This window comes from Blautia sp. AM23-13AC, from assembly GCF_003435675.1.
In the GTDB taxonomy this organism is placed as follows: domain Bacteria; phylum Bacillota; class Clostridia; order Lachnospirales; family Lachnospiraceae; genus Fusicatenibacter; species Fusicatenibacter saccharivorans.
The window spans coordinates 63,301-85,321 of record NZ_QTUL01000005.1; the positions used below are offsets into that span (position 1 = coordinate 63,301).

Below are 22,021 nucleotides of genomic sequence, written 5' to 3' on the forward strand. Positions count from 1 at the left end.
AAGGAGAACAAGAATGATGCCATTTAAGAAAAATCGCAATGAAGCGGCATACTTTGATGGAAAAAAGCATTTTATTGATGTTATTAAAAATACAGGAGACAGCAGTTTCCTGATATGGAGACAGCCGGAGGAGGATTTTAATACTCATTCAAAATTAATTGTCATGCCGGGTGAAACGGCAGTTTTTGTGGATGGTGGAAATGTTGTTCAGACTTTTGAAGAGGGAACTTACGAACTCAGCACGAATAATTATCCGTTTATCGGCAGATTAAAAAATTGCATAACAGGCGGAATCAGTACATTTAATTGCGTGATTTACTTTTTCAGAAAAGCAGACAGTGGGGAAATTAAATGGGGAACTTCCGATCCGATTCAGGTAAGAGATAAGGTTTATGGGATAAGAACATCTGTCCAGGCCAGAGGATCCTATAAGGTAAGAATTGAAAACCCGGTATTGTTTTTAGAAAAACTGGTTGGAAACAATATCAGATATCAGGAACAGTCAGATCTTATGGGATATTTTAAGAATGAAATGCTGACGAAAATAAAATCCTGTATCAATAAGTTTCTGCTGGAATATGAGCATGAACTTATAGGACTGGAAGCACATTTGAGTGAAATTTCAGGAGACATTGAAAAACAGATCAATGAAATGTTTGTACCATATGGTCTGTCGTGCGTGAATTTTTCTGTAATGGCGTTGGCAGTCGACACTGCAAAATATGATGATATTGATGAGGCGCAGATTGCCAATGTGAAGAAAGTGAAACAGGGCATCGGTCAAAATACGTATATGAATACGTTGGGCAATAACTGGGACAAGATGCAGAGCGCTTCTATTATGCGGAGTTTTGCACAAAATGAAGGAGGGGGCTCTATAACTTCAATGGGGGCTGGTCTTGGAGTAGCAATGGGAGTCAGCGGAACAGTAGGAAATATGGCCAGCCAGGTTTTTCAAAATGCACCCGGAGCACAGCAGACATCTCCCAAAGAGGATCCGATAGAAGTTTTGGGAAAGTTAAAACAGCTTCTGGATGCAGGACTGATCACAGAAGATGATTATAACGCAAAAAAAACAGAGGTATTAAGTAGAATGTAATCAGGAGGGGAATACATTATGGAAACAATGCCATATCTTTCAATCAGCAGTTCAGCCAATCTTGTGGTTTTAGAAGATGGAGCGGTAAGGAGTTATCCATTAAATGAAAACCAGATTTGGAAAATTGGAAGAAAAAATCCAGAGAGCGAGAATGATATTGAACTGGAATCAAAAATTGTAAGCAGAAAGCATGGGCAGATTCAAAGTGTTGATGGCGAATGGTATTACATTGATAATGGAAGCCTGAACGGAACATACTATAATGGCAGCAAAATAAAAGCAAATGATCATGGAGAGTTTGATGCAGTAAAGCTTTCAAATGGAGATATTCTACGAATCGATTCAGACAGCCTTGATTATCCAGAGGAAAGAGGTGTTTTTTTCTTATTCACGACAGAGGGAATCGGAAATCAGTGGAAGACAGTAACACTCAATAAAAAGGAAATCTCTTTTGGAAGAAATGAGGAGAATGATATTACAATTCCATTATCATATGTATCAGGAAAGCATATGGTAATTAGAAGACGTGATAATGAATATTTCGTTATGGACTGCGATTCAATGGCTGGCACCTGGCTTAATGGAGAGGAAATTCATGGTGAGGCAAAGTTAAAGGAAAAAGATATGATTGCAATCTGTGATTGTATCATGATTTTGTGTGGAAATAAGATTATTTATAATATACCGGTTTTAAAAAATAGAACAACAAAACAAAGTATAGAAGAGGTGGATTTAAGTGATCACCCTGTTATACTTTGCGCAGATATAAAGAGCCGTAAGGTAAAGAACAACAGGGGATTTGGAAAGAAAGAACTGATTAAAGATATAAAACTTGAAATTCAGGAAGGAACGCTTGTAGCAATTATAGGTGGTACGGGTGCCGGAAAATCAACAGTTATGAATTGTCTGAATGGAAGTGACACAGGAGGAATGGAAGGAAGTATTGAATATAAAGGAATAGATTTGATAAAGAAATTTTCGCAGATGAAATGGATTATTGGAAGTGTACCGCAAGAAAATATATTTAATGAAGAAATGACGGTAGAGGAGCAGCTTATCATGGAAGCAAGTAGATTGCTGCCGAAAGATTCTTCTAAGGCGGAAATCAAAGATAGCGTTAATAGGACACTGAAACAGCTTGGAATTGAGAGTGTCAGAAATAATCAGATTGCAAAGTGCAGCGGCGGAGAAAAAAGACGAGTAAGCATTGGAATGGAACTTGTAGCAGATAAACAGTTTCTTTGTCTAGATGAACCAGAGGCAAATCTTGATCCTGGAAATAAGAGAAATTTGTTTGAGACATTGAGAAATCTTGCACATAGTGAAGGTAAACTTATTTTAAGCATTATTCACGATGTATCTGACATTGATTTGTTTGATAAGATTATAATAATGAATAAAGTTGATAATGTGGGAAGACTGGCTTTTTCGGGCACGCCGAACGAAGCACGAGAGCATTTTGGAAGAGAAATTAAGGAAATTTATAATTTAATTGAAAATAAAGAGGACTCGAAAAAATAAGGGGGAATTCTAATGAGCAACGGGATTGAAAAGGCACCAAAGAGAATCAGTGCTTTTAAAGAACTGAGGATTTTTATTACGGGGTATATGTATATCCTCATGGGTAGAAAGAAAAATTTGGTCATTTCCATGATGTTTCCAGTACTCGCAGCTATTATTGTTGTTTGGATTGCCGGAGAAAATATGTTTGTACATTACGATGGAACAAAATCAGGAAGCTTTGTAATTGTAAGCGCAGCGATTTGGGGTGGATTGTTCAATTCTATACAGACAATCGTAAAGGACCGGCAGAATGTTAAGAGATATTACATGTCTGGTTCAAGACTTAGATGCTATACGGGGTCGAGAGCATTGGTACAGTTTTTCTTATGCGCAATTCAGAGTGCCATTCTGTCTTTAAGTTATATTGGTGTGGCAGTAGTATATGGGAATGATTTGCCTGAAAAAGGACTTGTTACGAATTATCCTATGCTGGAATTTTACATAAGTATTTTACTGCTTATGTATGCAGCAGATGCAATGGGAATCATGATTTCCTGCTTGGTGAGAAAAGAAGAAGCAGCAAATGTATTGGCACCATATATTTTGATTGTACAGTTAATTTTTTCCGGAATACTATTTAACATGGAGGGAATGGCGGATTATATTTCCTATATTATGATCAGCAAATGGGGAATGGAAGCTCTTGGAAGTATTGCAGATTTAAATAATCTTCAGTTAAAAATCCAGATGACAGTTCCGAATGTGCCGCATGATTTTGAGAATCGTTTTGAAGCGACATCCGGACACTTACTCATGGTATGGGCAATATTGGCTGGATTCACAGTGGCATTTTTACTGATTGGAAATATCCTGCTGCACAGAGTGTCGAAAGATACCAGGGGGTAATATGAAAAAAATTGTTGGACATGCAGTCAGCAACAGGGGCAGAGTACGAGAAAATAATGAGGACAATTACCTTTTGGGAAATTGTCTGAATGCGGAAAGTCTCGATGAAAGTGAAACACATTTTACGCAGAGAGCGGGTTTATGGACGTGTGCAGGGGTGTTCGATGGTATGGGCGGTGAAGCTGGAGGCGAGATTGCATCAAACATAGCATCACGTGTATTCCAGGAAAACACCATGAATTTTGATTCATTTGATCGAGAGAAAATCAGCCGTCACATAGAAAAAACCTTTGCAATAGCAAATCAGGCAGTAGTGGAAGAAAGAAAAAAACATAGTACATGTGGTACTACGGGAACTGTTTTAATTACAGATGGAACTTCATTCAAAATCTTTCATCGGGGTGACAGTCGTGTTTATGTTATGCGTGATAGAAAATTGTATGTGCTGTCGAAAGATCATACTCTTGCGCAGCTTAAGCTAGATATGGGAATATACCATTCCGCGGAAGAAATTCCTGAGAGGGAAAATCATCAGCTCACAGAATTTATAGGCATGGATTATGCTGGTCAAGCGGTACCTTTTGAGAGTGAATGGATAGAATGGAAGGAAAATGACAGAATTTTATTGTGCAGTGATGGACTTTACGACATGTGTACGTCTGAAATGATTTTGAAATGTCTCACAATGAGCGGTGATGTTGAAAAAGCTACACATGAATTGTTTGAGATGGCTATGAGTTTTGGGGGAAAAGATAATATCACAGTCATTGTACTGCAACTTACAGATAAGAAAATTGCTTAGGGAGAGATAAAAATGCAAGTTGACCGCATGATATCGGAGATTGAAGAGGCATACAAAGGTTGGAAGATCGGAAAGAGAATTAGCACCGGGTCCAGTGGAACGGTAGTGTACGAAATCAACAGAAATTATGGTTGTAAAGAAGAAAATGTTATAAAAATAGTTACGCTGCTTGAAGAACGAGTTTGCTGGGAAGACATGACGGAAGAGAGCCGCCGGAATTATGAGACTCAACGAAAGAAAGCGAAGGAAAAGGCCGTCCAGGAAGTAGCGCTGATGTATGATTTGAAAACATGTGAAAATATTGTCGGTTATCTGGATTATGGTTTTTTGGAAATCTCTGACACGGATGGTATTTCCTATGTGCTTACGATTCGTATGTTTAAATATAAAGACCTTGATTCTATTGCAAAGTCAAAAGTTTTATCGGAATCCGATATTATTAAAATTGGTATGGATGTGTGCAATGCGCTGGAAGCCTGCGAAAGAAAAGGAATTATGCATCGAGATATCAAGCCGGGCAATATTTTTTATGCCGAGGATAAGGATAAGGGTAAGTATTTGCTTGCTGATTTTGGCATTTCGAGGATTGTAGAGAAAGGTGACCTGGCTCATACATATCAAGGAACCTGGCAATTTGCGGCTCCGGAACAGTTTGATGGTCTGACAGGAAGAAACGGGTATGACCATCGTGTTGATATTTACAGTCTTGGTCTTACCTTGTATTATCTGGCAAATAATCAGAAATTTCCATCCTGTAATAGGTATAGAGAAGAAATAGCCCCTATTGAGGGAGTTAATCCGGAATTAAACAGAATCCTGCTCAAGGCGTGTGCACTTTCGGCCGGCAATCGATATTCTGAGGCGAGTGAGATGAAAACGGATTTGCAGATCTTATATCAAGCGGTTGGAAAGAAAAAAGGGACGAAGAGAGTCAGCCAATTTGATAGCCAAAGATACGAGACGGAAAGTGCAAAGCCGGAAATAAAAAATTATGCGACGGATTATGCGCTGCTGCGATTTGTAAATCAGAATCTAAAAACAGAGCAGGCACTTCGAACACCGGAAATACAGGATTTCACAACAGAGAGTGCGATTGCGGCATCAGGAGCAGAAAAGTTTTTCACGCAGAGAGCGCTCAAGACAGCAGAAGCAGAAGATTTTTCAACGCAGAGAGCACTCAAGACAGCAGAAACGGAAGATTTTTCAACGCAGAGAGCGCTCAAAACATCAGAAGCAGAAGATTTTTCAACGCAGAGAGCGCTCAAGACAGCAGAAGCAGAAGATTTTTCAACGCAGAGAGCACTCAAAACATCAGAAGCAGAAGATTTTTCAACGCAGAGAGCGCTCAAAACATCAGAAGATTTTTCAACCCAGAGAGCACTCAGAGCATTGGAGACAGAGAATTTTTCAACTCAGAAAGCGCTTAAAATATCGAGAACAGAAAATTTCGCGGCCAGCGGCAGAGACAGTCTGAAATCACAGAATGGCGAACTTGGAAGTTTTGTGGCATCAATGGACACTGAAGATGTGCCGATGAAAGGCAAAGCGGAAGAAAACGATGGATATATGTCAGCGGATAGACAGCTGTCGGAACAGGACATAAGAATGAATGCTGTTGCAGAGATGAAAAAAGGAAATAACGAACAGGCTTTTCAGTATTATGCAATCCTGGCTGAAAAGGAAGACTGGGAATTCATGTATCATGATACGACAGAGTTATTTGAAAGCGAACAGAATATTTTAAGACGATCTCAGGATGCAGTGTTCTGGTTTACGAAATGTGCTGAATTCTGCCAGGACAGTTGGACGGTTTCGCTTGCAGAATTTCAGCTTGGAGAGATGTATGCCAAGGGTATTGGTGTAAAGAAAAATTACAAAATTGCCGAAAAATACTATCGCAGCAGTGCGGAAAAGGGAAATCCATATGCAAAAAAGAAGTTTGTCGCAGGAAGATATGTTAAATAATGTGGAGGGAACTTTATGAATGCAAAACAGATTATGAGAACGATTGTATACATAGGTTATATCATAATATACAATCTTATCTTTTTTATGAAAGGCGGAATGGACAGTTCTGCAGCAGGGTGGATTGCTTATGGATTTGTGTGGCTGGCAATATTGGTTTCTTATATAGCACCGCTTTATTGTAAGAACTATAAGAGAATACCGGAAAATCTGATAACAAATTATACATTTTCCTGGATTTATTCAGGAATAGCCATTTTATTTAATGCCGTGGTTCTTTTGGTAAAAGTGCAAAGTGTTTCTGTCGTATTAATTCTTAATGTAATTTTCTGCATAATGTATTTACAGCAGTTGTTTATAAGTCTCAGAGTGAATTATGAGGTAGAAACAAATCTTGAGCAAATTGATGCGGAAAGACAGTTTGTGCGGGAGGTTTCAAAAAAACTTCAGATGTGCAGACAGCAGACAAATAATGAGGTTTTAAAGAAAGAAATTGAAAAAGCATATGATGCGGTCAGATGCTGTCCTTTAAAATCAAATGATATGGCTATGAAGTATGAAATACAGATCATTGCGCTGACCGATAAACTGGGAAATAAACTGGATGACAATAAGATACAGGAAATTCCTGAAATTGTTCAGGAGATTCTAAAGAATGTAAAGAAGAGGAATGCAATGCTTTCATAAGCGGGTGGTTATTGTGAAGAAAAAGAAAACAATCATAATCAGCATTATTTGTGGATTCGTGATGCTATCAGCAGTCATCGGAATACTATTGTATCTGCATTTTATACCGTATATTCAACTGAGACAGATGGCAGATCAGCTGTTAAACAAACAGTATGAATATGTAGTTGAGGGAAAAGTGGAAGGTATGAACCTTAAACTTCTGGGAAATTCGTTTGAGGGAACGATAAAGGGGGAAAAGAGTAAAGACGTAATCAGCGGCGACTTAATCTACAGGAATTCAACGTACCTTAAGATATATGCGGATAAACAGGGGAATGTTGTGTTTGATGTGGGGCCACTCGTGAATGCGGCAGTTGAGAAGGCCGCAGACAGCAGTCCTTTTATAGGGGGATTTATAAAATCAATTTCCGGTGATGTGAAAATTTCTTATGACCAGATTGAGAAAGTGTTGGATCGGAAGATAACTTCATTAAAAGAGGAAGGTGTTTCCAAAGAGCTGATGGATAAAGTCATTCATGGAAGTGCAGACGATACATTAACTTTGCTGAAAGAAGTGGAAGAGGCAGATAAACTGTTAGGCGATGATGGATATTATTTTGAAATAGATCTGAAAGATTATAATACAAAGCTAGTCATAGGAATTCCTAAAAATAAAAATGATACAAAATGGTCAATGAATGTTTACACCAATGAGATTACATGGTCTTTTCTTGGCAGATATGAAATGAAAAACGTTAAAGAAATCAAAATGCCAAAGTGCACAGTTTCGGAGCAGACAATTGACATCTTAAAAGCGTTGTATTCTACATATTTAGAGATTACAAATAAGTAATTTAAAAGCAGCAGTTGCTGTTTTTAGATAATAAAGACACAAATAAAACATATTCGTGTCAAGACAAAAGAGAAGGGAGAGACAACATATGAATTGTCCAAAGTGTGGTAAGGAATTAAAGCCCGGAGATAAGTTTTGCACAGGGTGCGGGGCACCAATTGGAAACAGCACAACGAATCATCAGGCAGGTATGGCAGGTAACGTACATTGTTCTGCGAATGTATCAGCTGCCCAAACAGAAAATCAGGGATCAGGGATTGATCTTTTGAAATCTAAACTAATAATAAGAAGTTATTTCTTTGGATTCAATGATCTTATGTGGTTATCGGCAGTAGTATGGATCATCTTTTCGATATTGAAGGGGCAATTTGATTCTGCATATTATTATGGCGTGAGTCCGGTTGCAGGCTTATGTGGTATGATCAAAACTTTAGCAGCAATTTTATTCTGTGTGTCGATTGTACTCACAATTTATATCAGAGTTACCGGAGCTGGAGAAAAAAATGTTGATACAGCAACAAAGAATTCAATTGAGATGCTGAAAGCTCGTGCACTTCATAGATTTCATGTTGATCGAGAGCAGATAAGCGAAGTTAAGCCTATTCAGATTGCAGGCGCTGGTGAAAAACCGATCGGAATTGGCATTGGAGAGAATAAAAGATTTAAAATTTTCAAACTGATGTCAAAACTTTTTACAAACGACCCTATTGAGGGATATCGTATGGAAAGGGATGGCATGCCTAGATATCTTTTAGTGCAGGTTACTGTATATGCATTTACAGATACACAAATGTTGGTATATAATGGAAATGTTGATATTTCTACAGGCACTGTCTACGAGGAACACGTTGCTGAAATTTTCTATAAGGATGTAAATGGAGTAACGCAGGTAGACCGCTTAAAGAAATTCAAGACCGGAATATTTAGAACACGGTACTATACACTCAAATTTGTTGATTTGGATATCTGCGGTATTACAAAAACAGCATCGTTTGACTCAAGAATCGTACCGGATGCGGAGGAGAGCATTACTGGTATGGAGAGCTATATCAGAGAAAAGAAATTTTAAATATCGGGGAGGGAGACCTCCCCGGTTTTGTATATTGGATTTGTTGAAAATACACGAGGCAGACGAAAAACAGTCTGGAGGAATTTCATTTGGACTTCAAAAAAACAGTAAAAGATAAAAAAATCTGGGTCAGGGAAGAGGAGCTTCAGAACATCCCGGCCATTCTGAAAAAAGAATATCAGCTTTTACAGCAAAGCGTTCAAAACGATGATATCTGCGGAGCCTTATTCCGCCTGAAAGACATCTATGAAATCAGCATCAAACTGCCGTCTATCCTGTCGATCATCACAATCAGTGCCCGAATGGAAAGTGACCGTGCCTTTGTCCGAATGTCAGAGACGCAATTAAAGAAAGAACAGGAAGATTTTCTCACAGGGCGTGAAACGCCAGAGAGCGATTCTGAACTGCAGGAGAAAGTTAGAGACATCCTGTCCTGCATGGTAAAAGAACCCCTATCCATCGGGAGCTGGAGAAAGCTTGCCTCATCTATCGTCGAGAATTCGAGTGTATTTGCGCTCGATGAAAATTTGAAAGAAATTCTGGAAAGAACCCTATTGTTGTTCCAGGTCAAACCCAAAAAGATAAGGGAACAGGGGAGGTATGAAGATATCGGAAACTGGAGAAATAAGACCATCGGCCACGGCACGCTGTTCATCAATACAGAAGCATATTGGGAACAGGTTTACGATCTGGTACAGGGACTATCCCTGTATTTTCGGGGAGATGGAAATACGCTTCTGAAAGAGTTTTATGGCCGGATTTCCATTGAAAAAGAGAGCGATGGTTCCAGTGTGCTGAAAGTAGGAGAACAGACGTACCCGATTTCGGAATATATTTATTCTTTTGAAGAGAACGACTATTTTTTTGATTCCTACTACAGCAGACAAAAATATGCCGAGATCACAAATTATCTGGATGCACCGCGGCGGTTAAAAAATAATCCTTATTATGAGAATATATATTCCATGCTAGATGGAAGAAAAAAATCCCAGCGAAGAAAAAAAGAACGGCAGATTACCAAGAGCAGTGACCGTGAAGCATATGCATGTCTGAATTGTGCACCTGGCTATGAGAAACCGGAGTTTGTACTGGATGAAATCAGAACTTTTATGGAAGAACATGACAGAGGTGTTCTTCACATTCAGATGGAGCGAGGAATGGGAAAATCCACCCTGGCGCACGAACTGGATGGAAGATATCAGAGAGGAATTCTGCAGGAAGATTTAAAAGCGGTGGTGCGTGTATATCATATTCGTGATATGCAGTTTCGCGAGGAAAATCCGGCAAGAGACTTTTTTACCGCATTAAGTAGTAACTTGAGTTCCTTTGCCGGCGAGCAGCTGGAAATGGATAATGAAGACTATTACATAGACGGAAAAGATATCCGCCAGCAGATGGAACACGGAGGGGATGATGCGCCAGCAGCATTCTGCCAGTATCTGGAACTGTTCCGAGAGCGTTACGAAGAGGAACTGACCGATCACGAGGGAACAGAGGAAGAACTGAAACTGGTTTATATCCTTGACGGAATCGACGAATTAGGCAGTAATGCAGGCTCTGTTCTGGATGCGATCCCGGATCCTGTCTTTTTGAATGCTCTTCCGGAAGAAAATCATATTTATCTGATTCTTCTTTCCCGGATCCAGGATGAGGAAGATCTGCAGGGAACGGCAAGAGAGTGGATCAGAGAAGCGGAGAAAAAAGCTGGCAGGATTGTACGGTTTGACGGCGGAAATGAATGCTATCTTGCGCTGCTCAAAAAATATCTGCAGAAGAATTACAAAAAACTGTCGGATGAGCAGGCGAATGATATCATAGAGAAGGCACAACGGAAATTTTTGTATATCCGGCCGTATCTGGCAAGGGGAGACAGTGTGCTAAAGGCAGATACGAAAATCACTGCGTATGATGTTGCGGCAAATTATATGGAAAAATTGCAGAAGCGGTATTGCGGAACCAGTCTCCATACCCTGCAGCTAATCAGTGCAGCGATTGCTGTTTTTGGATCTGCTACACTGAGGGAAATCTGTGAACTCGTGCTGTTTACCGGAATATCCTATGATGTCGTTGGTGTACTGAACGATATTCTTCCACTTTTGACCGTAAAAAGAGCCGCCGGAGAGAACCGGTATGAATTTGCGAATGAAGCGTATGGGCAGTATATATTCGAAAGTCTTTCGGAAGCTGCTGAAGAAGCAGTATGCAGATACCGGATCAGTCTGGTCAGCTGGTGTCAGACGGCAGACTGGAAAGAAGAGGGTTATGGAAAGCAATGGGGAGAGTATGTAAGAAGAGCATTAAACGTTGATGGCGCTGCCAGACGGATGGACTTTGGTGAGACAACGGAGGAATACGTAAAAAGTCTGATCCATATGCAGTATGACAGAGCACCGCAGACGTATTATGCCAGCCAGATCAATGAAAACCTGAAGTGTGATGTTTTGTGGCAGATCAGACTTCTACATTACGGAAAAATGCAGATCTTATCCGCAGAAGATTTTAGAAAAATTCCCATTCAGTTTCAAAAACGTGCACCCTGGTATCGTGAATCCTGGTATCGTGAATCCGATCGTCTGGCATGTGAATATACACAGGAACTAATTTCACATTGTATGGAACATGGGAGCGTGGACGAGTGGTTTCAGGTATTCACAGCGGATCGGATGAAGCTGAGAGATGATCTTGACGCATATTCTGATGAACCGAGAATGGCTGCTGTTCGGGAGATTGTTGGAGCTTGGAAAGATCAGAAAAGTGCCGTGACGTTTTTTGTAAATCTGGTAAAACAGGATAGAAAGGATCAGAGAGGATTTTTTTCCGGGAATTCCTACGGAGTTTATCTGGAGCAGCTTCTTCCGCTCGTTCGGGATGAATCGCTTAGAAATAAGATTTATGATGTGCTGCTAGATGCCTATGAGATGCTGGCAGATACTGTTTTACAGCAGCCGGAGCTTGGAAAAATAGATCAGAACAGAAAAGAAACGATGCTTCGTATTTTAGAAATGGCAGAGCAGCAAAAAGAACTGGAAAATGATGAACGTATTTCAAAAATAAAAAAAGTTATTTTCTGGGAAAATATTGTAAATCACACAATCGATCAACTGGAAGAACTGGCAGAGAATATTACATCTTTCCGGCCAGAGGAATACAGCGATAGATTGTTCCTTCTGCGATTAAGGGAAGAAACTTTAACAGAAGAACAGTTGAAGCGATATCAAATGGCGGTCATCCGAAATGTTGCAAATCTGCTGGAATATCTGAAGAAAATTTTCGAGGGGCAGAATGCGGAGACCGTCTATCCCTGGCTGAGGGAACGGTATTTTCGAAGAAATTTTGAATTCTTCCCGCAGGAATCGGAAGGTCTGATTGTGGAATATCTGGAGCTTTTTGAGCAGGTAATTAAAATCTATGGAAAAGAAAACAAAGTGGAGCGGATTGGAAGACTTGAGGATATGTTTCTTACTTTTCTTCGGGCTTATGATCAAAAGGTAAGAGAAAAAAGTATCGGTCTGTATTCGAATTACATCGAAGAAGAAAAAGTAGATTGTCAGCAGAAGATGACATCCTGGGAAAAAACGTATGCGCTGTATTGCAGCTCCGATACGTTTATCGCAAAGAAAGATGCAGGAGATGGCATTCTGATCATCGTCAATCGTTTTACGGAAAAATATCTGCAGGAGCTGTATGAGGAGGATCTGGAAGCATACGAGGAGTTAAACAGAAAAATCGAAGAAAGCTATGCGTCGCTCCATTTCCGAGAGAATTATATTCGGGGGGATCAGGACTATCAGCTCATGTTCATTCCTTCCTATTATAACTGGATCTGCATCCGGTATGAAAGAAGTCTGGAAAAGAAAGATGGACGGACATCCGAAGAACTGTTTCAATGGATGGCGTGTGAGTATGCATGTCTTATGGAAAAAGTAACGGGGCTGTTGAGAAGCGAGACAGATTTGATTCATAAAAGTGCTGTTCTGATTGAGATAAAAAGATTTTCCAGAGAATTGCTCCGTCTGTCAGAACTGATCCCGGATGAGATCGCGACAGCAGAAGGAACGAAGAGAGCGCTGCTGGCAGAATTAGAAGAGCTGGCTGAAAAGGCCGAGCAGCCAGACGTAATCAGAAAAGTGACAGAAGAAATCGAGAGGAGCTGGAGGCAGTGAGAAAAACATAAGAGAAGAGAGAAGGGATCATTTTGGCATATAAAGAATTAATTGGAAGCTTTGATGAAGTGCGGGATTACATCAGAGAATTTTTTATTTATGGTATTAAGAAGCGCAGTGATTTTTCGGACAAGAGCGGAAGAACATACGACAATCGGCGCAGACAGATCGAAAGCTGGCTGGATGGTTATATGTCATTTCAGCAGTCTGCCTCCGGAAAAGCACAGATCATTTCTGTCGACAGCAGAGAGGTGGTTCACAACCCGCTTTATAAGGCGTTTAAAACAAAGAACTTTTCCGATTATGATATCCTGCTGCATTTTTGCATTCTTGATATGCTGGCAGGAGGAAAAGAACTGGCATTCCGAAACATTGCCGGTGAATTGCAGGAATATGGATTCTCCGGAGAGGAGAATGTGATTAATGAAAGAACGATTCGATTAAAATTGCAGGAGTATGAGAAACTTGGAATTCTAAAAGTCAGAACAGAAGGAAAGAAAAAGCAGTATTATTCTCTGTCGGCGGATGCGGTTGATCTGGTTTCCTGGCAGGATGCAATTGAATTTTTCTCTGAAACAGAGCCGATGGGCATAGTTGGTTCCTTCTTGCTTGATCGAAAAGAACTGGCGGGATGCCCGTCCAGTTTCTGGTATAAACACCACTATATGCTACATGCCATTGACAGTGAAATTGTTGAAGCAATATTGGAGGGGATTACAGAAAAGAAATATCTGGAGCTTGTTGCAATCGGTAAAAAACAGCAGGAGAGAAAAATCAAACTATATCCGATCAAGCTATATGTCAGCACGCAGAATGGAAGAGAATATGTTCTGGGTCATGTATCTGGAGCAGCAGGGCTCGATTTCATCCGGGTGGACAGGATAAAGAAGGTGAAAACAGGAATAAGATGTGACGAATATCAGAAGTTTGAAAATGAATATCAGGCGAGCAAATCCTATTTGTGGGGAGTTAGCTCCGGAAGTGCGAAGGACATTACGCACATTGAAATGACAGTAAAGGCAGCGGAGGGCGAGGAGTTTATCGTAAGACGTCTGGAACGTGAAAAAAGAAATGGCCGTGTCTATAAGATCACAGACCAGCAATACAAGTATGTTGTTGATACATACGATGCGATGGAACTAATGCCGTGGATTAGAACGTTTATGGGCAGAATTGAAAAACTGGAAAGCAGTAATCCGCAGCTGAAAAAGAAATTTGATCAGGATATGGAGCAGCTGTATTCCATGTACTTTGGGGAGGTGCAGAATGATATTTCATGAGATATACGGAAACTATTACCGCACGGTAGCAGAAATTCTGGATGCTGCTTTGAAAGAAGAGATTTCTGACAAGACGATCTGGAAAATTGTGAAGGAAAAGGCTTTTGCAGAAAGCAGCCTGACGATTCCGAAAGAATTATCGGAAAAAGGAAAATGGCCGCTTCTGAATGAAGAGAGAAGAGCAGTTATCCACAGAAAAACCAGCATGCCGCTCACGATAATGGAAAAACGATGGTTAAAAGCTTTGCTGGCGGATCCAAGAATTGCCTTATTCCAGCCGGATCAGACAGGACTGGAGGACGTAGAACCGTTATTTCAGCCAAAAGATATTGTGCTTTTTGATCAATTTGCAGATGGGGATCCGTATGGAGACGAAACCTATACTAAGATTTTTCGTCAGATCCTGTCAGCAGTAAAAAAGAAAAACTCTATCCGGGTTTTATATCCATTAAAAAATGGAACCGAGAAATGGATCAAATGTAATCCGGTTCGGTTGGAGTACTCCTTAAGGGATGACAAATTCCGATTGATTTCGGTATACAAAGGAAGAATTAATACAATCAGTGTTTCCAAAATCATCCAATGCGAAACCGTCGGATCTTTTAGAACAGCGAAGATAAAAAAAGAAGTGCATGATAAAAGAAATGTGGAACTTTTAGTAAAGGATGAAAGACAGGCACTGGAAAGAGTTATGATGCAGTTTTCGATTTATCAGAAAGCTACGGAAAGGATAGAAGAAAATAGCTACAGAATTACACTGACCTATGAAGCAGAAGATGAAATCGATCTTATGATTCAGATTTTGTCGTTTGGAACAAGCCTGAAGGTTGCTGGTCCGGAAGCCTTTGTGGAACAGATAAAAAACAGATTAGAGATGCAGAAACGTTGCGGCCATTGAGGTCGCAACATTTTTTGCACAAAAAGGGGTTGCCGAGCGCCTATACTGGGATTCATCAAAGAGCAAATTATGCCTGTAAAAAACACAGATGAAAACCGGGAGGAAACGGAGCATGGAACTTTCAAGAGAAGATAAAATGATCAAACAGCTTTGCAAAACATTTAAAGAAGGCACGGATTCCTATTGGCTGAACACGCAGAGATATATTGAGGAGGCTGCAAAATATAACTTCGATCCAAGAAGAATGCAGATTAAAATGGAAATGCTGGATCGTGGGGAAAACGAGAAAATTCCAAGCAGAAAAACGATCGGACGTGTGATGGATTACTGCAGAGGTCTGGTGCGGGAGGAGTATAAAGATCCATCCATTACCATTTCGACAATCAAACTTCTTGGGGAAGCATTGTGCGGAGATGCCTATGCCTTTCTGATCAAAATAGAAAGAGAAAATATCCTGAAAGTAGGCATGGAAGTGCAGGAGATTTATGGCGCTGGGGATTTAAACAGTGTGTATGCGATGATGAACGAGCTGATCTACTGGATTGCCGAATCACAGTATTATAACTACAAACCGGGAACGGAAGAAAACGGAGAAGAGTTTTTTGAAAAAAAGATCTGGGCAATCCGGAAAGAGATTGACAATCGTTTCTGGAACAACAGAGAGTACTGTGAAAAACTGCATCAGCTGGCGGATGATGTGGAACATCTTGTCTGCGTGTGTGAGATCCCAGGCGTGGCAGAGCGCTGGTATAAGGTAAATCCCAAACTGCGGTATTTTGACTGCGTATTCCAGTTTATCGAAGAAACCCCGGATCTGTATCAGCAGATTAAACAGGGAAAATTTAACGACGAGGAAGGATTCCAGATCGGTTTCTGCTTTGATCCGGATGAGGCAGAGATCGAACGGCAGAAGCAGTATTTTGCGGAACAGAAAGAAAAAGCAAGAAGAAATCATATGAAATTTTCCAAGACAAGATTGTATCAGAGAGAAGTTGCAGCGGCATTCCGCGAAATGTTCCGGAGAGAGTTTAGCTGAGAAAAAAATGAATGCATTCTGCAAGATAGTATACAATGCAGAATGCATTGAAAAACAAAACGAAATATATTACACTGAAAGAAAGATTTAAAGGGAGGAGTGTTTCGAAATGGAAACAAAGAACAAAAAAAGAAAGACAGCCATTATGCTTGCAGTGTTTGGCATTGCCATTGTCTGCATCTGTATCATCGGAGCTTTTGCGAAAAAAGCGTATGATCGCCATCAGGAAGAGCTTCGCTTACAGGCGGTTGAGACGAAAGACAGTGAGATTGATGAGGCGTATCAGAAGTTTGAAAAAGAAGAAGACCGGGATAAAAAGCTGGAAGCACTGAAACAAGAAATGGAGAGTGCAGAACAGTACAAAAAGACAGAAGACGCTTATGAGGAATGCTCCGCACATTATGAAAAAATCATTGCGCAGATGAAGAATTCCTTTGTTTCTGAATATGACGATACCATCAAAACTATTGCGGATAAAATCGGCGATGAGGTTGAAAAAGAGGACGATAAGGAAGCACTCAAAAACGCCGCCAGTGAATTTACGGTATTCAAAGATACGTTGAAAGGTGATTTCGAAAATTATAATACCATCGGGCAGGACAGCTTTGACGAATATAACAGTACGATTGATGAATACGTGAAGAAATACAATGACAGAATAACTGTGATCGAAAAAGCAGAAGAAGAGGCTCGGAAGAAAGATGAGGAAGAAGCAAAAAAGAAAGCGGAAGAGGAAGCAAAGAAAAAAGCTGAGGAAGAGGCGGCTGCGAAAGCCGCGCAGGAAGAAGCAGAACGAAAGGCGGCGGAGGAAGCGGCAGAGCAGAGTGCTGGATCGTCTTACGGTGGTGGAAGTGACTATAGCTATGATGAGAGCAATGATTATAGCTACAGTGGTGGAAGCTCCAATTCTGGCTATAGCGATTCTGGTTCTGGCAGTGATTACAGTGGTGGGGCAAGTTCTTCTGGTGGAAGCTCAAGTGGTGAAATCCATGATGAATGGTATGGAGGATGGACCGATGAGAAAGGTAACGAGTATAACGATTATTATGATCCTAATACAGGAAATTCATATGATTCTAATGGAAATTTTCAAGGAAACATGAACGATTGGCTTTGGGATTAATAGCTATTTTCTTTTACTTACAACGTCAGAGACATTGCCAAAGCAAATAAAACCAGCTAAAATAGAAATCAGACCATAAGCACAGCCGCTGGTGTCAAAAGCCACAAAAGTTGGAAAGGAAGGTTTCAAGATGAGAAAACCAAAACTCCCGACCGGGATTGACAACTTTAAAAAGATTCGCAATGGAAATTACTATTATGTAGATAAAACTTCCCTCATAGAACAGATTTTAAATAACGGAAGTGAGGTCACTCTTTTTACGCGCCCACGCCGCTTTGGAAAATCTCTGAATATGAGTATGATTCAGTATTTCTTTGAAATTGGAACGGATTCTGCACTTTTTGACGGCTTGAAGATTTCCAAAAATTCGGAGATCTACGAACAATATATGGGAAAATATCCCGTTATTTCCATCAGCTTAAAAGGAATTGATGCCGATTCCTATGAAAAAGCCCGTGCGCAGCTCATAAAAACAATCAATCGTGAAGCAAGAAGATTCCAATTTCTTCTGAAAAGCGACAAATTGAGCCGGATTGATAAAGCACTTTTTTCAGAACTGCTGACAAGAAATATGGAAGAAGACACCATTACCAGCAGTCTTCAGGAACTGACAGAACTGTTGGAAGTTCACTATGAACAGCAAGTGGTTGTCCTGATTGACGAATACGATGTTCCGATGGCAAAAGCCCATGAAAATGGATATTATGATGAAATGGTATTGCTGCTTCGAAATATGTTCGGAAATGTTCTGAAAACAAACAGCAGTCTCGCCTTTGCCGTTTTGACGGGCTGCCTGCGCATTGCAAAAGAAAGCATCTTTACCGGACTGAACAATTTCAAAGTATATTCGATTACAAATACAGAATTTGATGAAACCTTCGGTTTTACAGATGAAGAAGTAAAGACCATGCTGCATGACTATGAAATGGATGACCGATACGACGAGGTAAAAGAGTGGTATGACGGATACCGATTCGGAAAAGCAGATGTGTACTGTCCGTGGGATGTTGTGAATTACTGCAATGATCATATCCATAATCCAGAGGCCGAGCCGGAAAATTACTGGATGAATACAAGCGGGAACAGTGTGATTCATCATTTTATAGACAGTATCAACGAGCCGGATATGCTCACAAAAACAGAACTGGAATGGCTGATAAACGGAAAAACAGTGATCAAACCAATCGATGAAATGGTTACCTACAATGACCTGTATTCGACCATGGATCACCTGTGGAGTACACTTTTCATGACTGGATACCTGACACAGCGCGGAAGAGAAAGCGATGGCCGCTATTGCCTTGCAATTCCAAACCGGGAAATTCGAAATATCATAACAGAACGGATTCTTACACTGTTTCAGCAGGAAGTGAAAAAAGACGGGAAAATGGCAGAACAGTTCTGCCAGGCACTCTTTGACGGAAAAGCAGCAGAGGTGGAAAGACTTTTGAATTTGTATTTGCAGAAGACAGTCAGCGTACGCGATACCTTTGTGCGGAAATCACTGAAAGAAAATTTCTATCATGGAATTCTGCTTGGAATCTTAAGCTATAAAAATGACTGGCGTGTATCTTCCAATCGAGAATCGGGAGAAGGATTCAGCGATATTGTGATTGAAACGGGAGATGCAGAAACAGGAATTGTGATAGAAGTGAAGTATACAGATGAGAAAAAAGATCTGGAGAGAGATTGCCGGAAGGCATTGGAGCAGATTCGGGATAAAGATTATACGCAGACACTGTGGCAGGAGGGCTATAAAAAAATGGTGCAGTATGGGATTGCATTTCATTTAAAACAGTGTTGTGTGATGGAAGAAGAGATGCAGCGTAAGCGGAATCGGGATGGGGCTCTGAATAGTTACAATTTGTTATAAAATTCAGGGCAGAGATATTGCCCTGAATTTTATATACGGACAAGTTTCTGTCAACATTTTCCGTTCGATATGAGATAAAATGGTAATATTCAAAAGAAAAAGCCTATCATGAGGAGAAAAAATGGAAGAAAAGACAGCAAACATGGCAGAGAATATTCGCGTTACATTCACCGGGTTTCACTACATAAAGGATGGCGATTATCCAAATGACTTCGAGGTATGCTTACTGATCCTGAAAGACAACAGCTTATCAGCAGGCTGCTGGGATACAGGATTATATGCCACGGAAGGCGGCAAGCAGCCAGGTGCATTCCGACAGGCAAGGGGCTGCTTTATCGATGCGGACTATGTAAAAGCCTGGACGAAGCTGGAGGATAAGGTGTATGATTTTCAACAGAACAGCATTGTATGATAGGAATACGGGAGGAGAAGTGTAATGGATAGAAGAAGTAATAATATCGCGATATTTCAGGATTCCATGGATATGATAAAAGCAAGCCAGAAGCTTCAGCAGGCAGTTCAGCTTTCAATTCAGAACCAAAAACTGTATGTTCCATCTCAGGCGATTGCACTTCCTGAATCTGGAAAATCACCTTGCAAAACGATTGTTTCATCCAAAAGAAGCTTCGAAGCCGCCTCTGCATACGCAAAAGCCAGAAAACGAGTCTGTGTCCTGAATTTCGCCTCTGCAACCAACCCCGGCGGCGGTGTAACACGGGGAAGCACAGCACAGGAAGAATGTCTTTGCCGATGCAGCACACTTTATCCATGCCTGGACACAGAAACGATGTGGCATCAGTTCTATCAAACGCACCGGAAAGCAGGCGATCCACGCTATAATGATGATCTGCTATATACACCAGAAGTCGTCGTATTTAAGACCGATACCTCTGCGCCGGAACGAATGGAAGAAAAAGACTGGTATCAGGTAGACATCATTACCTGCGCGGCCCCGAATCTCCGAAAGAAACCAAGCAATGCCATGAATCCGTCCGCAGGAAATGCGCCGGTTAAGATTAGTGAGAAAGCACTGTACGAACTTCAGATGCAAAGGATGGAACGTGTTTTTCAGGCGGCAGCATCGAACGGAGCGGAAGTTCTGATTTTAGGCGCGTTTGGCTGTGGCGCTTTCTGTAACCCGCCGAGAATTGTAGCACGTGCATTTCGGAGCGTACAGGAAAAATATGCATCCTATTTTGAAACGATAGAATATGCGGTGTTCTGCGGCAAAAATGATACGTTAAATTATGATACATTCAATCAGGCGCTTGGAGGTAGAAAATAAAATTTATAGCAACCCCGAAAAGAATGCAAAAAATTCAGTACCACAGAGTGTGAATTATTGTGTCACAGATTTTCGTCGTACCCTGGTACGCTTTAAAATTTGTTCCTTGCGATTCGCATTTTGCAGCATTGTCTTTTTTTCATTATTTTCGGGCTTTTCTATAAGCTGGGCTCTGAAAGAACGTAAAAGCGAACAAAAAATATGACTTCATGAAAGGCAGACAAGATTAATTTTTTAAGAATAAAAAGCGTTATACAAATATCGCCTGTAATAAGTAGAATAGGCTATGACAAACAGGAGAGGGGAAGAGGATAAATGAAGGTTCTGAACTTTGAAGACAGCGTTTACAAAGCAAATGCAATCCGCAAGGTATTGAACCAATGCGGCGTGGCTAAAATTGAACTGGTGTCAAATGTCGAGGATGGTCTGCAGATGCTGAAGAATGCAGAAGACGCTGGGGCACCGTTCGATTTGATTATCACAGATATGCATTATCCCATGAAGCAGGGAGCTGTCAGTGATACGGAGGCGGGAGAAAAGCTGGTTCAGCTCCTGCAGGAGCAGGGCAAACAGACAAAGGTTATCGTATGCTCATCCAGAAATATGAAGCTTCCCGGAGTGTATGGTTGTATCTGGTATTCGGAAATCAGTGACTGGGAAGAAGAGCTGTGCGATCTGGTAAGAGAAATGGAGAAGAATCGATGATTTACGCGATGAGCGATATTCATGGACAGTATGAGCAGTTTCTGACGCTGTTGGAGCAGATCGGTATTCGGAAAGAAGATACTCTTTATATCTTAGGCGATGTAGTCGATCGTGGACCAGAGCCAATGAAAATCCTGAAATACATGATGGCACATTCCAATATCATTCCGATCATAGGAAATCATGAAGTTATGGCGCTACCGAATCTCAAACTTCTGGTGCTGGAAGTTTCGAGAAATTTTCTGGATAAACTGCCGCCGAAGGTGTATCGGGATTTTGACAACTGGACGCAGAACGGCAGTACCAGTACAATCCAGGATTTTCGCAAACTGCCGCAGGAAGAACGGCACCAGGTAGTAGAATACATGAAATCATTCCGCCCATACGGAAAGGAAATTGTTAATGGCAGGAATACTGGCTGGTGCATGCCGGACTGGATCATTTTTCAGAAACAAAACATCTGGAAGAATATTCGGTAGATGATCTGGTATGGACGCGGATTGATTACGAGATTCCGTATTTCGATGATATCATTGTAGTCAGCGGACATACACCGACACAGAATATTCTTGGGAACAACCGCCCAGGGTATATTTTTAAAGCAAACCATCACATTGCGATCGACTGTGGAGCAGGGAAAAGCAATGGAAGACTGGCGGCAATCTGCCTGGATACAGGGAAAGAATATTATGCGAGGTAAATGCTGCAAAGAGCAAAAGAATGCGAACTGGAACAGCTGATCCATGATGTTTTTTGTTATGATGTGACGGGAAAAATTCTTGGGGTAGAAGA

Annotated in this window: 19 protein-coding genes; all 19 read left to right on the forward strand. The window is 40.8% G+C overall.

Going from position 1 to position 22,021, the window contains the following annotated elements; translation table 11 throughout:
* The first annotated feature begins 13 nt into the window (after positions 1-13).
* Positions 14-1,099, forward strand: a complete 1,086-nt coding sequence (locus DW642_RS07710; RefSeq protein ID WP_117509793.1) for an SPFH domain-containing protein — start codon at positions 14-16, stop codon at positions 1,097-1,099.
* 18 nt (positions 1,100-1,117) lie between these two features.
* On the forward strand, positions 1,118-2,620 hold the full coding sequence (locus DW642_RS07715) for an FHA domain-containing protein (RefSeq protein ID WP_117509794.1): 1,503 nt from the start codon (positions 1,118-1,120) through the stop codon (positions 2,618-2,620).
* 12 nt (positions 2,621-2,632) lie between these two features.
* Positions 2,633-3,508, forward strand: a complete 876-nt coding sequence (locus tag DW642_RS07720) for an ABC transporter permease (protein ID WP_117509795.1) — start codon at positions 2,633-2,635, stop codon at positions 3,506-3,508.
* Position 3,509: 1 nt separating this feature from the next.
* The gene (locus DW642_RS07725) at positions 3,510-4,310 is read left to right on the forward strand and encodes a PP2C family protein-serine/threonine phosphatase (protein ID WP_117509796.1); all 801 of its coding nucleotides are present in this window, start codon (positions 3,510-3,512) and stop codon (positions 4,308-4,310) included.
* A 12-nt stretch (positions 4,311-4,322) separates the two neighbouring features.
* The gene (locus tag DW642_RS07730; RefSeq protein ID WP_117509797.1) at positions 4,323-6,275 is read left to right on the forward strand and encodes a protein kinase domain-containing protein; all 1,953 of its coding nucleotides are present in this window, start codon (positions 4,323-4,325) and stop codon (positions 6,273-6,275) included.
* Between the two features lie 15 nt (positions 6,276-6,290).
* Positions 6,291-6,962 carry a hypothetical protein gene (locus DW642_RS07735; protein WP_117509798.1) on the forward strand — a complete coding sequence of 224 codons (672 nt, stop codon included), beginning with the start codon at positions 6,291-6,293 and terminating at the stop codon, positions 6,960-6,962.
* Positions 6,963-6,975: 13 nt separating this feature from the next.
* Entirely contained in the window at positions 6,976-7,797 is an 822-nt protein-coding gene (locus tag DW642_RS07740; protein WP_147326106.1) for a hypothetical protein, read from the forward strand.
* An 88-nt stretch (positions 7,798-7,885) separates the two neighbouring features.
* Positions 7,886-8,866 carry a zinc ribbon domain-containing protein gene (locus tag DW642_RS07745; protein WP_117509800.1) on the forward strand — a complete coding sequence of 327 codons (981 nt, stop codon included), beginning with the start codon at positions 7,886-7,888 and terminating at the stop codon, positions 8,864-8,866.
* A gap of 89 nt (positions 8,867-8,955) precedes the next feature.
* Positions 8,956-13,029 carry a hypothetical protein gene (locus tag DW642_RS07750; protein WP_117509801.1) on the forward strand — a complete coding sequence of 1,358 codons (4,074 nt, stop codon included), beginning with the start codon at positions 8,956-8,958 and terminating at the stop codon, positions 13,027-13,029.
* A 32-nt stretch (positions 13,030-13,061) separates the two neighbouring features.
* Entirely contained in the window at positions 13,062-14,309 is a 1,248-nt protein-coding gene (locus DW642_RS07755; RefSeq protein WP_117509802.1) for a WYL domain-containing protein, read from the forward strand.
* The gene (locus tag DW642_RS07760) at positions 14,296-15,207 is read left to right on the forward strand and encodes a WYL domain-containing protein (protein ID WP_117509803.1); all 912 of its coding nucleotides are present in this window, start codon (positions 14,296-14,298) and stop codon (positions 15,205-15,207) included. The genes DW642_RS07755 and DW642_RS07760 overlap by 14 nt, the downstream gene beginning before the upstream one ends.
* A 112-nt stretch (positions 15,208-15,319) precedes the next feature.
* Positions 15,320-16,243, forward strand: coding sequence for a hypothetical protein (locus DW642_RS07765; RefSeq protein WP_117509804.1), 924 nt, complete (start codon positions 15,320-15,322; stop codon positions 16,241-16,243).
* A 109-nt stretch (positions 16,244-16,352) separates the two neighbouring features.
* Complete coding sequence (locus DW642_RS07770; protein ID WP_117509805.1) at positions 16,353-17,366, forward strand: hypothetical protein; 1,014 nt, start codon at positions 16,353-16,355, stop codon at positions 17,364-17,366.
* Positions 17,367-17,496: 130 nt separating this feature from the next.
* Positions 17,497-19,239, forward strand: a complete 1,743-nt coding sequence (locus tag DW642_RS07775) for an AAA family ATPase (protein WP_117509806.1) — start codon at positions 17,497-17,499, stop codon at positions 19,237-19,239.
* A gap of 121 nt (positions 19,240-19,360) precedes the next feature.
* Positions 19,361-19,651 carry a hypothetical protein gene (locus tag DW642_RS07780; protein WP_055228085.1) on the forward strand — a complete coding sequence of 97 codons (291 nt, stop codon included), beginning with the start codon at positions 19,361-19,363 and terminating at the stop codon, positions 19,649-19,651.
* A gap of 24 nt (positions 19,652-19,675) precedes the next feature.
* Complete coding sequence (locus DW642_RS07785) at positions 19,676-20,524, forward strand: TIGR02452 family protein (protein ID WP_117509807.1); 849 nt, start codon at positions 19,676-19,678, stop codon at positions 20,522-20,524.
* Between the two features lie 315 nt (positions 20,525-20,839).
* Entirely contained in the window at positions 20,840-21,229 is a 390-nt protein-coding gene (locus DW642_RS07790) for a response regulator (RefSeq protein WP_117509808.1), read from the forward strand.
* Positions 21,226-21,708, forward strand: coding sequence for a metallophosphoesterase (locus DW642_RS07795; RefSeq protein ID WP_242991153.1), 483 nt, complete (start codon positions 21,226-21,228; stop codon positions 21,706-21,708). Before DW642_RS07790 ends, DW642_RS07795 begins: the two co-directional genes overlap by 4 nt.
* Positions 21,651-21,929: a hypothetical protein gene (locus tag DW642_RS16235; protein WP_242991154.1), complete on the forward strand. Its 279-nt coding sequence runs from the start codon at positions 21,651-21,653 to the stop codon at positions 21,927-21,929. Before DW642_RS07795 ends, DW642_RS16235 begins: the two co-directional genes overlap by 58 nt.
* Positions 21,930-22,021: the final 92 nt, after the last annotated feature.